The sequence below is a fragment of the Stenotrophomonas sp. LM091 genome (genome assembly GCF_001806305.1).
In the GTDB taxonomy this organism is placed as follows: Bacteria; Pseudomonadota; Gammaproteobacteria; order Xanthomonadales; family Xanthomonadaceae; genus Stenotrophomonas; species Stenotrophomonas bentonitica_A.
Window position 1 is genome coordinate 262,010 of sequence record NZ_CP017483.1, and the last position, 15,527, is coordinate 277,536.

Sequence of the window (15,527 nt, forward strand, 5' to 3'; positions counted from 1 at the left end):
CCCGCCATGTCCGCCACCCTGCAGCTGGTCCAACCACGGGATGCTTCAATGAAGCTCGTGCTGTTTGCGCCGGACCGCGAACTGGCCACCCTGCTGTCGGCCTTGTTGCCGTCGCTGGGCACGGTGCAGTGGCTGGACAGCGCAGCGCCGGCCTCGGCGCTGGAACCGCTGCGCGACACCGGCTGCGTGGTGCTGCTGGACTACCGGCACGAGAACGCCGCCTTCTCCGCGGCCCTGACCCGGCAGCTGCAGGCCCAGGCCCCGGAGCTGCCGCTGGTGGCGATCGGCTCCACCCACGCCGATCACATGGACGGCGTGGTCGCTGCGTTGCGCGCCGGCCTGCGCGATCTGCTCGATCTGGACAGCGCACCACAGGACATGGAAGCAGTGCTCCGTCGCGCTGCCGCGCTCGCCGCGCAGGGCCGCAGCAGCGTTGCGGTGGCGCCACCGGCGCGCGCACGCATGGTGCTGCTGCTGGGCGTCCGCCCCGGCGTGGGCAGCAGTACCCTGGCCGCGCATCTGGGCGTCCTCGCCGGCCAGGCCGCGCTGTCCAACCCGTCAGCGGCCGGCGATGCGGCACCGGCCGATGCCGGTACGCTACTGCTGGACCTGGGCCAACCCACCGGCGACCTGTCGCTCTACCTCAACGTCGACCCCACTTTCCATTTCGACGATGCGCTGCGCAATGCCGCACGCATCGATGCCACGCTGGCGCGCACCGCGATGGCCCACCATCCAGCCGGCGTCACCCTGCTCGGCCAGCCACCCGGCATGGAAGGCACCGCATTGCCCGACCCTGGCATGTTGATGCAGCGCCTGCGCAGCGTCTTCCACACCGTCCTGTGCGACCTGGGCGGCGTGCCGCTGCGCCAGTTGCCGGTGTCCCTGCTCAACAGTGCCGACGAACTCTGGCTGATCGCCGATCAGTCCATCGGCACCCTGGTCTCGCTGGACCAGATGCTTCGCCACCTGGCCCAGGTGGGCGCACGCGATGCCCGGCTGCAGCTGATCATCAACCGCCATGACGATGCCAGCGGCCTGAGCCCGGCGCAGATCGCGACACGCTTCGAACTGCCCCTGTTGGCAGTGCTGCCCGATCGGCCCACACTGCGTTCCAGTGCCAGCCATGGCCGCCTGCTGCTGCAGGACGCGCCGCGTGATCCGTATGTGCGTGCCCTTGCCCCGCTGTTGTCGCACCTGGATCCGACGGCCCCCGCGCCGGCCAGGGGCTGGCGGGAACACCTCGCCCTTCGCCTGAGTGGTTCCCCATGGAAGACAAAGTGACTCCGTTTCCGTCCACCACCGCCCGCGCCGAACCCGGTGCCGATGCCGAGCATGGCGTGCAGCCGTTCGAGCAGACCGAGCAGTACCAGAAGGTGCTGATCGCCGCGCACGAGCACCTGCTCAACAGCATCGAGGACGAGCGCATCGATATCGACGCGTGGGCACCGGACACCGTGTCGCGCTACGTGCACGCGCAGACCGCCGGCTTCGTGCACGAGTGGCGGATTCCGATCAACGAGGCCGAGAAGGACATCGTCGCCAATGCACTGGTGAAAGAGCTGACCGGCTTCGGCCCTCTTGACGATCTGCTGCATGACCCGGAGATCGAGGACATCCTGATCAACGGCTACAAGGACATCCACGTCTCCCAGGGCGGCATGCTCAAGCGGGCGCCGCAGCGCTTCAGCGATGACAGCCACCTGCTGCGCATCCTGCGCCGGATCCTGGCCCCGCTCGGCCGCCGCCTGGATGAATCCAACCCGATGGTGGATGCGCGGCTGCCCAACGGCGGGCGCCTCAACGCCATCATCTCGCCGTTGGCCGTGGATGGGCCGATGGTCTCGATCCGGAAGTTCCGCAAGGATCCGTTCACCCCGGACGAGCTGCTGCGCATGGGGACGTTCGATCGGCCGATGCAGGCGCTCCTGCATGCCATGGTGCTGGGCCGCTGCAACATCCTGGTCTCCGGCGGCACCAGCTCGGGCAAGACCTCGCTGCTCAATGCCCTGGCCAACTACATTCCCGCCAACGAGCGCGTGATCACCGTCGAAGACACCGCCGAGCTCTCGCTCAACCACCCGCATGTCGTGCGTCTGGAGAGCCGTATCGGCGGTGCGGACGGCAACGGCGCGATCAGCATCCGCGACCTGGTCCGCAACAGCCTGCGCATGCGCCCGGACCGCATCGTGGTTGGCGAGGTACGTGGCGCCGAAGTGCTGGAAATGCTGCAGGCGATGAACACCGGCCATGACGGCTCGATGGCCACCATCCACGCCAACTCGCCGCGCGATTGCCTGTACCGCATCGAGATGCTGGCGGGTTTTGCCGGGTTCCAGGGCAGCGAAGACAGCCTGCGCCGGCAGATCGCCAGCGCCATCGACTTCATCGTGCAGATCTCGCGGCTGGGCAGCGGCCGTCGCGTGCTGGTCTCGATCACGGAAATCACCGGCGTCACCGACAACATGATCGCCACCCAGGAGATGTTCCGCCACGAGGTGCAGATCGATGGCGACGGCAAGGAGTACGACCGCTGGGTCGGGCTCGGCTTCCAGCCCCATTCGCACAAGCTCGAACCGTTCCGGCGGCAGCTGCGCGAAGCACTGGGCGGAGGCTTCTGAGGATGGCCTTCGTCCTGCTCCTGTGCAGTGCGGCGCTGATACTGGTGGCGCTGGCCGTAGAGCTGTGGGGCGGCGCGGCCGCGCGCGAGCAGCGCCGGCTGTCACTGCAGCACGCCGAACAGCGGCTGGCGCGACCGGACGCCGCCCCGCGCCTGGCCGGCATCAGCGACGCCCCGCCCCCGCCGATGCCGGTCACCAGTGCCCCCGCCGGCCTGCCCTGGGACGCGCTGATGCGGCGCGCCGCGCTTCCCACCGGCTGGCGGGTGCCACTGATGATCATCGCCGCTGCGGCACTGCTGGCCTGGATCGCCAGTGCGCGGCTTGGCACGGTGTGGGCCGCGCCGATCGTACTGGTGCTCAGTGCGCTGGCGGCCTGGTTCTGGGTATCACGGCGGATCACCCGGCTGCAGGCCAAGCTGCTGCGCCAACTGCCGGACTTCCTCGACAATCTGGTGCGCCTGGCCGGCCTCGGCAACAGCCTGCAGATGGCCTTCCAGACCTCGGCCGCGCAGATGCCGATGCCGCTGCGGGGCCTGCTCGACGCCACCGTGTCCTACACCCGCAGCGGCCTGGACCTGGACCGCGCCCTGGCACAGGCCGCCCAGCCCTATCGGCTGGAAGCCCTGAACGTGCTGTCGGTGGTGCTCGGCGTGAGTGTCCGCATCGGCGGCCGCGCCGACCAGATCCTGCAGCGCATGGCCGACTTCATGCGCGACCTGGACCAGGCGCAGCAGGAGCTGATGGCCACCACCTCCGAGACCCGCATGTCGGCCTGGGTGCTCGGCCTGCTGCCGCCGATCAGCGCGGTGCTGATGGCGATCACCAGCCCGGACTTCTTCCAGCCGATCATCCAGGAGCCGCTCGGCCACAAGCTGCTGCTGTGGGCGCTGGGGCTGGAACTGATCGGTGGCTTCCTGCTGTACCGGCTGGCCAAGTCGATATGAGCGCCCGCCCTTCTTCCACCGGGAGTCCGCATGAGCAGTAACGGCTGGTGGATCGCTACGTTGCTGGTCCTCGCCGCCGGCGTGGGCCTGCTCGGGCTGCGCGGCTGGGTGCTGAGCGGGCGCGAGCAACGCCACCAGGACGCCCTGCAGGCCGCCCTGCGGCCGCGCGATGCCGCCGGCGCCCCTGCCCCGGCACAGCAGCCGCCGGTCAGCCTGCGCCAGCGCTGGCTCGCCGCGGTCGCCGCGCTCGGCCAGCGTTTCAATGGTGGCCGCATCGAAGCCGCCCTGCTGGCACCGGAAGACCGGTTGCTGCTCGACCAGGCCGGCTGGAACACAAACGCCGGCACCGCGATCTTCCTTGCCCTTCGGCTGCTGATCGCCGTGGCCACGCTGGTCCTGCTGCTGGCCTTCAACCACAGCACCGGCTTCAGCCGCGCGATGGTGATCTTCGGCGCGCTGGCCTTCGGCATCCTGTTGCCGAAGTTCGCCCTGCGTGCGTGGGCGATGCGCCTGCGCAAGCAGGTCTCGGCGGAATTGCCGCTGCTGATCGACCTGCTGCGCCTGCTGCAGGGCGTCGGCTTCAGCATGGACCAGAGCCTGCAGACCCTGGGCGACAAACTGCGCAACGCGATCCCGGTCCTCGGCCGCGAGATCCACCAGGCCAACATCGCCTACATGCACGGGCGCAGCCGCGAGCAGTCGCTGCGCCGGCTGGGCGAGTCGTTCGACGACGAAGACCTGCGCAGCCTGGTGCAGCTGATCCTGCAGGTCCACGCACATGGTGGAGCGGTGCAGGAGCCGCTGCGCCAGTTCAGCATCCGCCTGCGCGAACAGCGCCGTTCCACCCTCAAGGAGAAGGTCGGCAAGCTCTCGGTAAAGATGACCGTGGTGATGATGTTGACGTTGTTGCCGGCGCTGATGCTGGTGCTGGCCGGCCCGGCCATCATCGCCCTCGCCTCCGCCCTGACCAAACTGGATTGAACGCCATGCACCACGCCGTGCTTTCCCGCCTTTGCCTGCTGCTCGCCGCAACTGCCCTCTGCGCGGCCTGTTCGAACGTGCGCAACGGTTACCGACAGGATCCGATGGCACTGGCCTCGCCCGAGGTGGCCCCGCAGGACGACAAACAGCTTTACCTCGAGCTGATCTCCAAGATGCAGCAGCAGGGCGCGTACTACGCCTCGCTGGCGCACGTGGAGGCGTATCGCCAACGCTATGGCGACAGTCCCCAACTGCGCCTGTTGAATGCCGATGCACTGCGCGAAACCGGCCAGCGCGAGGCGGCACTGGCCATGTACGGCAGCCTGACCAGCGGCCCGCAGGCGGCCGCGGCGTGGCACGGACTCGGCCTGATCGCCGCCCGCGATGGCGACGCGGCACGTGCCGAGCAGGCATTGGCGAAGGCCGTGCAGTTGCAGCCGTTGAACACCGGCTACCTCGGCGATCTGGGCTTCGCCCGGTTGCGCGCCGGCGACTGGACCCGCGCGCAGGAACCGCTGGCCAAGGCCGCCGAACTATCGCCCGGCAGTGCCAAGGCCAACGCCAACCTGGCGGTCTGGGCGCTGCTGCGCGGCCAGAACGACATGGCCGACACCATCATGCGCAACGCGCGCCTGACCGACAGCGCGCAGGCCGAAGTCCGCCGGCTGGCGGACCAGCTGCGCCAGCAGGCGGCCCCGGCGCCGTCGGTGCAGCGTGCACCCGCCAGCGTCGCCACGGCGGCCGCCGCGCACGGTAGCGGCGCCACGGCTGCACCACGCGCCGCTGCCGGGCGCCCGGCGCAGCGCAGGGTCGCCATCGATACCGATCACCGCACGCGTGCCGATGCGCGCCTGGCGCCGTCGATGCTCGAGCGCTTCAGCACGCCCACTCCTGCCAGCGAGACCACGCCATGAACCAGTTGCGTCGCCTGCCCGTTACGTTCCTGCACGTTGGCCTGCCGTGGCTGCTGATGGTGGTGGCGCTGCCCGCGATGGCGCAGCAGGCACCGCTCACCGGGCAGATGCTCGGCGGACAGCAGGCCCCGCCGGTCGCCACTACGACGCTGCCGGCGCCAGAGACCCCGGCACCGGTGCCGACCTACGTCGATCGCGCGCCGGCTTACACCGACGCCGCGCCCGGGCGCTACATGCCTCCCGCACCCGCGCCGCGCAGCGAGATAGGCCAGACCACCCGTGATCTGCTGCGGATGCAGGCCCAGGGAACCCACGCGGGGGCGCGCCTGCCGATCCTGGGTGACCAGGCCGCGGCCAGCTATGCGCGCTACCTCAAGAGCTTCGAGCACGAGATTCCCGAGTTCCTCAAGACCAGTGTGAAAAAGGACGTAGGCGGTTCCAACGACGGAGGTTGATGCCATGCACCAGTCCAGCGTTCGTGCGCCCCGGCCGTTCCGGCGGCGGCTGCGCGGCGGGATGTCGGTCACCATGATGCTGGTCCTGCTCGGTCTGGTCGGGATGCTCGGCCTGGTGGAAGTGGGCTATCTGTACTGGGCCAAGCGCGATGCGCAGAAGGTGGTCGACCTGGCCGCCGTCGCCGGCGCGCAGCGCCTGGACCTGTGCCGCGCGGACCTCAAGGACAACGGGGCTGCCCGCAGCAATGCAGAACGGGACAACGGCTTTTCCGGCGCCCTGGTGATCCACTGCGGCAACTGGAATCCTGCACGCGGCGCGGGGGATCATTTTAGTGTGACGCCCGACGCGGCCAACCCGCTCAATGCGGTCAAAGTGGTCGCCACCCGTTCGGTGGTGCCGTTCTTCGGCCAGAACACGCGCTTGCCCACGATCCGTGCGCAGGCGGTGGCCACGCGTGCGCCGCCGATCGCGGTGTTCTCGGTGGGCTCGCAGTTGCTGCGGGTCAATGGCAATACGCCGCTGGGCAACGTGCTCAACCTGGTGGGCGTCAACCTGGACCGCACCACCCTGCTTGGCTATGACGGCCTGGCCCAGGCGAAGGTCACCCCGGGCGGCCTGCTGCAGGCGCTGGGCATTCCGGTCCAGGCCAACATCGGCATCGCCGAGTTCAACGCCCTGCTGGCCGCCAACCGGGTCTCGCTTGGCCAGCTGCTCGATGCCACGGCCACGGTGCTGACCAACAGCGGCGTCACCCATGTGGATCTGACGGCACTGCGCAATGCGCTCGCGGCAAAGGTCGATCTGAACCAGCTCAACGTGCAGCTCGGCAGCACCGACACCACCGGCGGGTTGTTCGCACGCATCGTCGCGCCAGAAGGCCCCGCTTCGCCAGCGCTGCAGGCCGACATCAGCGCGTTGGACCTGATCACCACCAGCATCAGCATCGCCAGCGGTGGCAACGGCGTGGCGGTCAACAACCTCAACATCCTGGGCCTGGTGCAGACCCGCGCGGCGATCATCGAACCGCCCTCGATCGCGATCGGCGGCGTCGGCACCCGTGCCTACAACGCGCAGGTGCGGCTGAAGATCAACATCGATACCGGCGGGCTGGCGCTGCTCGGGCCCGTGCTGAGCGGGCTGGGGATCCGCCTCAACCTGCCGATCTATGCCGATGTGACCAACGCGATGGGCACACTGGACGCGCTCAACTGCGGCGCGACCCCGCCAACGGCCACGGTGCGGGTGCAGTCCTCGCTGCTGCGCGCCTGCGTCGGCCGCGTGGCTGCCGCCAACGAATTTTCGCAGCGCAATGTGTGCGATGCCGGGCTGCAGAACGAGCAGTTGCTGACCCTGCTGGGCGCACCGCTGGTCACCGACAAGATTTCCCTCAATGCGCTGACCCGCGATGAGAGCGTCACCCTTGCGGCCGGAGAGACCGCCTCTACTTACTTCAACCAGGCCCAGGTCGGCACAGCCATCTCCGGCCTGGTGAGCGAACTGCTGCGCGTGCTGAGCAACGTGGTCACCCCGGGCAAGCAGGGCAGCACCGATGCCGCCACCGCCAATCGTTTGGCGGATCAGTATCTGAAGGCCGCCAATCCGGGCAACGTTTTCTACGACGCCGAGAAGACCATTGCCCTGCTGCGACACGGTGACCCGGCACGCGGCATCGGCGCCCTCGGCGACTGGGACGTCGTGGGCGGCGTACCGCACGCGTGTGGCGCGCTGAATCTTGGCACCTGTTTTGAAACCGGCTCGGTCTGGGACGGCTACAACGCCACCGTTACCGGAAAGGGAATGGGCGGGCTCAGTGGCCTGCTCGGCTCCCTGCTCGGTGGGCTGGTGATCAACCGCTGCAACAGCCTGCTCAGTACCCTGCTCAACTACAACAACTGCGTCAAATCCAATCTGGCCTCTTACCTGCAGACCCGGCCGGGCGGCCTGGAGGACCTCGCCGGCGGAACCGGAGTCACCGACCCGGGCACTGACCAGGTCCGCTGCAGCGGCCTGCTGTGCCTGGCGCTGACCCCGGTGCTGGAAACCCTCAAGCCGCTGCTCAACGGCGTCGGCACCCTGCTCTCGCAGACGCTGGCCCAGGTGCTCGGGCTGGAGCTGGGGCGGACCGACGTGCACATGCAGTCCATCCAGTGCACCCCGGCACAGTTGGTTTATTGACGCTGCGGCAAAGTGCAGGCCCCGCGATTGTGCGTGCTAGACTCCGGCGGGGACTTTACTTCACTGATAATCCACTCGTGGATGGCCTGAATATGCGAGAGAGAAAAGGGGTTGGTTCCATCGTCGCGCACGCGCTGACCGGTGGGATTGTGTTGCTGCTGTCGTTGAGCGTCATTCCGCAGGCCCTGGCCGCGCGCGCACCGCGTGCCGAGCCGCCCGTGGAGACCGCCGTTCGCCCGGCGCCGGTGGTCCGCAATACCGTGGACGAACTGCGCCAGCTGGTCGACTCCAAGCAGCTCACCGAGCTGCGCACCACCTATAACGGCAGTTACGGTGCCAGCCTGCTGTTCAATACCAGCACGCTGAATTACTACGTGGCGCTGTTCCACGAGAAGGACTTCTGGCGCGTGATCAAGACCGATTCGGTCGACAACGCCGAGAAGGTCTACCGCACCTTCGTCGAACAGACCGAACAGCTGGCCCAGGTGTATATCGATACCACCCGCCTGCAGGCCGGCAAGCGCTATACCGAAAACCTGGTCGCCTACAACGAAGAGCGGCTGCGCAGCCTGCAGCAGGAAGCCGATCTCCAGCGCCAGCAGTCGCTGCAGGTCAGCGCCTCGCTGGAACAGGCCAAGCAGCAGGCGGTCAGCCTGAGCACCGACCTGCGCAGCAGCCACAGCGAACTGGACGCGCTCAACCAGCGCATCCAGATGCTGCAGGCCCAGCAGCTGAACCCGGCGCTGTCGCTGCCGTCAGCCGAGTCGGCCACGCCGGCACCGGCGCCGCAGGGCAACCCCGGCACCCCGTAACGGCATCGCGCGCCCTGCCCCGGCAGGGCACGTCACGGACGGCGCCGATGGCGCCGTCTTTCATTCCGGTGCAGTACCCTTGGTGGCACAGACGTCCTGCGCATCAGCAAGGAGTGCCCCATGCCCGTTCCGCGCCTCCACATCGCCCTGACCCGCGTGCGCGCCGCCTTGGCGTCATCCCGCGCCCGGCTGGCCGCGGCCCTGGTCGCGGTGCTCGCCCTGCCGGGCGCCGCCACTGCCGCTCCGGCCTCGCCCACCTCGCCGCCGCTGTCGGCCGAAGCGTCCGATCCCAGGCTGCTCGGCTGGATGCAGGGCGCGCCGCCGCCGGAAGACAAGCGCATCCGTTACACGGATGACGACTATTTCAGTTTCCCCAAGCTGCGCTGGACCGCCTGCCATTTCCGCCAGTTGATGCCCACCGTGGGCGTCAGCCGGGGCCCCGGCGCGGCCCGTGACCTGCCGCGCCGGCTGGATGCCGCGATCGACGCGCTGTCGTTCACGCCCACCGGCACCCACCGTCAGATGACCTGGGCACAGTCACTGGCGGCCAACTACACCGACGGCATCGTGGTGCTGCACGACGGGGTGGTGGTCTACGAGCGCTACAGCGGCTGCCTGGACGAGCACGGCCAGCACGGCGCGATGTCCGTCAGCAAATCGATGACCGGCCTGCTCGGCGAGATGCTGGTCGCCGAGGGGGTGATCGATGAAACCCAGCGCGTCAGCGCGATTGTTCCCGAGCTGAAGGACAGCGCGTTCGGCGATGCCACGGTCAGGCAGGTGCTGGAGATGACCACGGCACTGCGCTACAGCGAAGACTACGCCGACCCCAACGCCGAGGTCTGGGCATTTTCCGCCGCGGGCAGCACCCTGCCCCCGGCCCCCGGCTACACCGGGCCACGCAGCTATTACGATTACCTGCAGACCGTGCAGAAGCAGGGCCGCCACGGCGAGGCCTTCGGCTACAAGACGATCAACACGGACGCGCTGGGCTGGATCATCGCCCGGCGCACGGGGCAGTCGGTTGCACAGCTGCTGCAGTCGCGCATCTGGCAACGCCTGGGCGCCGAGCAGGACGCGTACTACACCGTTGATTCCACCGGCACGCCGTTTGCGGGCGGCGGCTTCAATGCCGGCCTGCGGGATCTGGCCCGTGTCGGCCAACTGCTGCTCGACGACGGCAGGGTCGACGGCCAGCCCATCGTGCCCGCCGCCGCGATCGCCCGTATCCGGGCCGGCGGCAGCAAACAGGCCTTTGCCAAGGCCGGTTACGCGCAGCTGCCGGGCTGGAGCTATCGCGGCATGTGGTGGATCTCCCACAACGACCATGGCGCCTACATGGCGCGCGGCGTGCATGGCCAGGCGCTGTACATCGACCCCACCGCACGGGTGGTGATCGCGCGCTTCGGCTCGCATCCGGTCGCAGCCAACAGCGCCAACGACCCGACCACCCTGCCCGCCTTTGATGCCGTGGCGCGGTATCTGATGGCGCAGCCATGAGCGTGCGTGCCGTCTGACTACCGGCACGCATCGTGCACCAGGTCATCCATTCGCCGGCTGAGCGCCAGGCTCGGCCGGCCGCCCGCTTTCCGGTAGGCCGTCTCGCGCTGGCGTCGCGCGGCGGCGCAACGGACAGGATCGGCATGCACGGAGATGACCGCCCCCCGGATCGCGGGCGTCGGGCGGACACTGCGTCGCGGCGGACGCTTCTGTCGCGCGGGCGCAGCCTCAGCACGCCGCTTGGCCTGGAGTCCCTGCCGCACCGACTCGATATGGATCTCATTGGCCCAGGTATCGACGGGCGGCGGCATCTCGCGGATGCGCTCGGTGCGTCCCTCGCACGGGGTGGACTGATAATGACGCGCGCCGTCGACCAGGCAGGTATGCACCTGTCGCGGCGGCAGATCCACCGCTGTGGCGCTCATCATCAGGGTCAGCCACCACGCAGGCATCGCATCGCTCCGTCCAGATGCGCCCAGCATGTTTCAGCGGCGGATCACCGAGCCGTGACCGGCTGCACAGTGAGCGGGCGATGCGCATGCCCCTGACACGCCATTACTGCCATGCCCTACCCAGGTGCTATGGCCTGGCGCCCACGTGCAGTTCCAGTACTTCGTCACCCAGGGCGTCGATCTCGCCGGTCGGCCGCCAGCCCAGGTAGCGATAGAAGCCATGCGAGCGCACCGCAGGGTCCGCCGCACACCCCAGGATCAGCCGCGAATGCCCGGCCTCGACAAGATCGGCGATGGACATATCCAGCAGCCGCCGACCGATGCCCTGCCCTTCATGGGACGGCAGCATTGCCAGCACCACGATCTCGCCGCCGTCGCGATCGCCGAAGCAGTAGCCGACCATGTGCTCGCCTTCCAGCGCGATATGCCCCGGCAGTACATCGTCACGGATACCGGCCGCCCAGCTGTCTTCGGTGATGCCGAGTCCGGCAAGCTCGGCCGCGGAAAACGCATTTTCGCGGGTGCGCCCACGCAGATCGATGCAGGCAGCGGCATCGCCCGGAACGGCGCGACGGTAATGAATCGGGTGGGTCATGCGTGCTTCCTGCAACCGCCGGAACACTCGGCGGCGCGCAGTATACCGTCGCATGCGCTGTAGACCCAAACGCAGCGGGCCCGGCATTGCCGGGCCCGCGAGGGACTTACAGGAAGCGGTAATCGAACTCCAGCCACAGCTGGCGGCCGTAGGGGTCGTAGTTGCCGACCGGATAGAACGGCCAGCCGCCGCCGTTCTTGTCCGCCGGCGGGCGGCTGTCGCGCAGGTTGTTGACGATCAGGCCGAGCGTGGCGTTGTCGTTGAGCTTGCGATACAGGCTGGCGTTGTAGGTCATGTACGGCGCGATGCGACCACTGCCGTCGGTCTTCGGCAACGAGCCGTAACGCATGCCGTACAGGGTGGCGGTCCAGTCGTTGATCGCCCAGGTCACGCTGCCGTTGACCTTGCTGCGCCACTGGTAGGAATCCAGCGAGTTGCGCTGGTCCTGCACGTCATCGCCGGCGAACTGGCGGTAGCTGTGATCGATCACCAGCGAGTACGCGACGCGGGCGGAGAAACGACCATAGCGGCCCGCGTCCCAGCGCAGGTTCGACTTCAGGTCGATGCCGCGCACGGTTTCGGAGGCGGCGTTGATCGGGTTGATCAGCACGCGCACGACCTGGTTCGGCTGCACTGCCGCGTCGGCCGGGTTGCGGATCACGCGACGCAGCGCGTCCTGGCATTGTGCCGAGCCGATATCGCGTGCGTCGCCACCCACGGTCTGGCCGAGGCGGCAATCGGCTTCATCCTTGAGGATGCGGGTGGCATCCAGGTTGGTGACCTCATCGTCGATGCGGATGTCGTAGTAATCGGCCGTGAAGTCCAGATTGGCCGACGGCGACCACACGAAGCCCAGACCGTAGGACTTGGCGGTTTCCGGCTGCAGCTGCGGATTGGCACCACTGGTGTAGTCGATCGCCAGGCCGCTGAAATCGCAGTCGTCGTACGCCTGGCCGGCACTGCGGCAGCGCCAGTAATCGGTCATGCCGGGGTTGTAGCCGCGCGTTTCGGTGGCGAACACATAGTTCATGTCCGGCGCACGGAAGCTGGTTGCTGCACTCGCGCGCAGCAGCAGCGTATCGAACGGACGGAACTCCAGGCCGGTGCTCCAGGTGGCCTTGCCCAGATGATCACCGGCAGCACGATACTGGTCGTAGCGACCGGCCACGGTCGCGGTCAGGCGCTGCAGCAAGGGCAGCTGCAGCTCCACCCCGGCGGCATAGCGGTCACGCTCGCCACCGGCCGGAATGCCGGCGTTGAGGTTCCAGAACACGCTCTGTCCCAAGGCCGGGTCCGGGCGGTTGCGGTAGCCCTGGCTGCCGGCTTCGACCACGGCCGCCAGCGCTGCACGGCCGCCGGGCAGATCGAACAGCTGGCCGTTGACGCTGACGCTGGCGGTCTGCAGCCACGCAGCGTTGCGGCTCTCGTAGCGGTCCGACAGCCCCTCGTACTCGCCCGGGGTCAGCGGCTGGTACAGGCGCGACGGATCCGGTGCATACACTTCAACGCCATCGCGGGTGCCCAGTTGTGGGCCCAGCAGGTACGCATTGATGCCGACCAGCAGGCCCGGGCGCTGCGTCCTGTTCTCGTAGCGCGAGCGGCTGTAGGCCGCTTCGTAATCCCAGTCCGAGCCGCCGATGCCGCCACGGGCGCCGACGTTGAACGACCACGACTGCTCCAGGAAGCGGTTGGCATTGCGCTGCACGCCGCCGATCTCTTCGGGCGCGAAACGCCGGTACCAGCTTTCCAGCTGACCGCTGTTCTGGTTGTAGAAATAATTGCGCGAAGAGGTCCAGCTCGGTGCGCGGGTGTTGTTGTAGATGCGCGCAGTGCCGATCGCCGCATCGGCGAACAGTTCCTGACGGTCATTCAAGCGCCAGGTCACCGCGCTGTACGCATCAATGTTGCGCTTCTCGGTCTGCACGGTCCAGAACGTGGGCGCGGCTTCATTGCTGCCGCAGTACCAGCCCTGGCGGGGATTCTGCGCGCGGAAGACGCTGCCGCCGTACAACGTGCTGGCGGCATCGCAGCCATCGGCACCGGGATCGATGTAGTTGTTGGTGGAGGCGTTGCGGCGATACGCCACGGCCGTCGCGAGCGGTGCCACGCCGCGCGGATCGTCGGTGAGCGAATCCATGAAGTCGCGCTGCGAACCGTAGATCGCTTTGCGGTTGGCGATCTCCAGGCCGAAGATCGCGTCCCAGTTCTCACCCGAACCGCCACCGACCGCCTGCAGGCGTTGGTTGTCGCCGCCACCCTGTTCGGTGGTGCCGGCGCGGACATTGATCCCGACGCCGTCATAGGTTTTCTTCAGGATGATGTTGACCACGCCGGCGATCGCATCGGAGCCGTACACCGCCGAGGCGCCTCCGGCCAGCACTTCGATCCGGTCGATCAGCGCGCTGGGGATGTTGGCCAGGTTGACCACGTTGACCGAGCCTTCGTAGGCCAGCGGGTAGTCCGACTGCCGGCGGCCGTTGACCAGCACCAGGGTACGGTTGGGGCCGAGGCCGCGCAGGTTGATGGTGTTGGCAGCCGGGGTGAAGGTGTTGCCGAAATCCTCGCCCTGCACGTTGCCGGTGTTCTCGGTCAGCGCGCTGAGTGCCTCGAACGCACTGCGGTAGCCCTGCGCCTCGATCTGTTCCTGGGTGATCACGGTAACCGGGGATGGGCCTTCCACGCTGGCGCGGGGGATGCGCGAGCCGGTGACGGTGACGGCCTCCAGCTGGGTGGGTGCATCGGCCGCGTGGACCAGCGATACCGCACCAAGCAAAGGCAACAACGACACAACCAGGGCCCGCCGACGCAGCGGGCGATACAGCACAGACATGCAGATTTCCGGTAAAGACGTACGTGCCGGCGGGGTCGGGCCCGTGCCGGAGCGTAGTGAGGGAGGGGCCGTGATTCTGCTGAACAGGCGGAGAAGGAGGAAATGACCGCCCGCGATATGCTTATCGATATTTTGCCTAAGCAACGAAAAACGGCGGCCCTGCGGCCGCCGTTTCCGTGACACGCCGTGCGCCCGGACTCAGGCGTCGGCAGGCAGCGCGCTCTGGCGGTTCACCAGCGCGCTGAAACGTGCCAGCGAGCTCAGGTGGTGGTGCACCAGCGCCAGCCAGCCACTGCGGTGCCAGGCCACGACGGTGGCGTCCGGCAACGCGGCGAACTTTTCCACATCCACGACCTGGAAACCGTTGACCGACATCTGCCGGCCGTCAGCGAGGGTGACGTCGATGTTGCGGTCGATCAGCAATTCGTTTTCGATCAGGGCGGCAGTGAAGCGGCGGGTCTGGTCATGCTCGCGGGTGTAATCCCCGCAGAAGCGCATGGCGTTGTCGACGATCTCGGTGGCCTTTCCATCCTGGAACAGCGGCACGCCGTCTTCGCTCTGGCCCTGGTTGACCTGCCTGGCGGCCGAATCCAGCGCGAGCACGTACTCGTCCTGATCACCGGCCTGCATGAACACGAACGGATAGCGGCGCACGTAGGCCGGCACGTAGCTCTGCTCGTCCCACACGCCATCGGTGACGAACAGGTTGCGCTGTGCCAGGCCGACGGCGACCAGCGGCATCGCGTCCTTGCCGGTGAAAATGATCGGGTAATGCTGGGCCAGCGAACCGAATTCGCCGATCACGGCGGGGATCGCGTTGGTTTCCCCGGCAAAATGCGCGGTGTCCGGCACCAGGCGCCAGGCGGCGTGCAGATCCGAGCGCAGCGGAACGGGCGCCTGGTAGAACAGCGGACCGGTGGCCTGGGACGGCGCAGCGGCGGGCGGAGTCGTGGTTTCAGCAGTCATGGATTAAGTCGGATACGTCGCGCCAGTCAGCCCGGGCGCGAAAGCGGGAACCGCATTGAACGGCCACTATAACGTGCCACGTCCGTGGTTTTTATTTCAATCGCGCTGGATTCCCCGCGCCCCGCGATCGTCCGGTGATTCCACGGTAGCCCGGCACTGCCTCTGATCGGCGATACAGGCGTCGTCCGGGAAGCGAGATACACCCCGCCAGGAGCAGGCCGGATCCAACACGGTGCGCAGGTGCGACGTTTTTACCCGGCCATGCGCAAGCCGATGCTGCG

General features: G+C 67.9%; 13 protein-coding genes. 9 read left to right on the plus strand and 4 right to left on the minus strand.

The window, feature by feature from the left end; all coding sequences use genetic code 11:
* Positions 1-6 precede the first annotated feature (6 nt).
* From BIZ42_RS01110 to BIZ42_RS01150, 9 genes are all read left to right on the plus strand, one after another.
* Positions 7-1,284, plus strand: coding sequence for a fimbrial protein (locus tag BIZ42_RS01110; protein ID WP_237393544.1), 1,278 nt, complete (start codon positions 7-9; stop codon positions 1,282-1,284).
* The gene (locus BIZ42_RS01115; protein ID WP_070425289.1) at positions 1,269-2,621 is read left to right on the plus strand and encodes a CpaF family protein; all 1,353 of its coding nucleotides are present in this window, start codon (positions 1,269-1,271) and stop codon (positions 2,619-2,621) included. The genes BIZ42_RS01110 and BIZ42_RS01115 overlap by 16 nt, the downstream gene beginning before the upstream one ends.
* Positions 2,622-2,623: 2 nt before the next feature.
* The gene (locus BIZ42_RS01120) at positions 2,624-3,565 is read left to right on the plus strand and encodes a type II secretion system F family protein (protein ID WP_070425290.1); all 942 of its coding nucleotides are present in this window, start codon (positions 2,624-2,626) and stop codon (positions 3,563-3,565) included.
* A gap of 30 nt (positions 3,566-3,595) precedes the next feature.
* Positions 3,596-4,546, plus strand: a complete 951-nt coding sequence (locus tag BIZ42_RS01125) for a type II secretion system F family protein (protein WP_070425291.1) — start codon at positions 3,596-3,598, stop codon at positions 4,544-4,546.
* A 5-nt stretch (positions 4,547-4,551) separates the two neighbouring features.
* Positions 4,552-5,460: a hypothetical protein gene (locus BIZ42_RS01130; protein WP_070425292.1), complete on the plus strand. Its 909-nt coding sequence runs from the start codon at positions 4,552-4,554 to the stop codon at positions 5,458-5,460.
* On the plus strand, positions 5,457-5,915 hold the full coding sequence (locus BIZ42_RS01135) for a DUF3613 domain-containing protein (RefSeq protein WP_019185095.1): 459 nt from the start codon (positions 5,457-5,459) through the stop codon (positions 5,913-5,915). The genes BIZ42_RS01130 and BIZ42_RS01135 overlap by 4 nt, the downstream gene beginning before the upstream one ends.
* A gap of 4 nt (positions 5,916-5,919) precedes the next feature.
* Positions 5,920-8,091: a TadG family pilus assembly protein gene (locus BIZ42_RS01140; RefSeq protein ID WP_070425293.1), complete on the plus strand. Its 2,172-nt coding sequence runs from the start codon at positions 5,920-5,922 to the stop codon at positions 8,089-8,091.
* A gap of 92 nt (positions 8,092-8,183) precedes the next feature.
* Positions 8,184-8,903 (plus strand): DUF2968 domain-containing protein, encoded by a 720-nt coding sequence (locus tag BIZ42_RS01145; protein WP_070427407.1) that lies wholly within the window; start codon positions 8,184-8,186, stop codon positions 8,901-8,903.
* 120 nt (positions 8,904-9,023) lie between these two features.
* Complete coding sequence (locus tag BIZ42_RS01150) at positions 9,024-10,403, plus strand: serine hydrolase (protein WP_083279754.1); 1,380 nt, start codon at positions 9,024-9,026, stop codon at positions 10,401-10,403.
* Positions 10,404-10,420: 17 nt separating this feature from the next.
* Here BIZ42_RS01150 and BIZ42_RS01155 read toward each other — a convergent pair whose 3' ends face one another.
* The 4 genes from BIZ42_RS01155 to BIZ42_RS01170 all read right to left on the minus strand — a co-directional run bounded on the left by BIZ42_RS01155 (position 10,421) and on the right by BIZ42_RS01170 (position 15,246).
* Positions 10,421-10,855, minus strand: coding sequence for a hypothetical protein (locus BIZ42_RS01155; RefSeq protein WP_070425294.1), 435 nt, complete (start codon positions 10,853-10,855; stop codon positions 10,421-10,423).
* 127 nt (positions 10,856-10,982) lie between these two features.
* Positions 10,983-11,450, minus strand: a complete 468-nt coding sequence (locus tag BIZ42_RS01160) for a GNAT family N-acetyltransferase (RefSeq protein WP_019185090.1) — start codon at positions 11,448-11,450, stop codon at positions 10,983-10,985.
* A gap of 106 nt (positions 11,451-11,556) precedes the next feature.
* Entirely contained in the window at positions 11,557-14,280 is a 2,724-nt protein-coding gene (locus BIZ42_RS01165) for a TonB-dependent receptor (protein ID WP_070425295.1), read from the minus strand.
* Between the two features lie 198 nt (positions 14,281-14,478).
* The gene (locus tag BIZ42_RS01170) at positions 14,479-15,246 is read right to left on the minus strand and encodes a SapC family protein (protein WP_019185088.1); all 768 of its coding nucleotides are present in this window, start codon (positions 15,244-15,246) and stop codon (positions 14,479-14,481) included.
* Between the last annotated feature and the right edge of the window lie 281 nt (positions 15,247-15,527).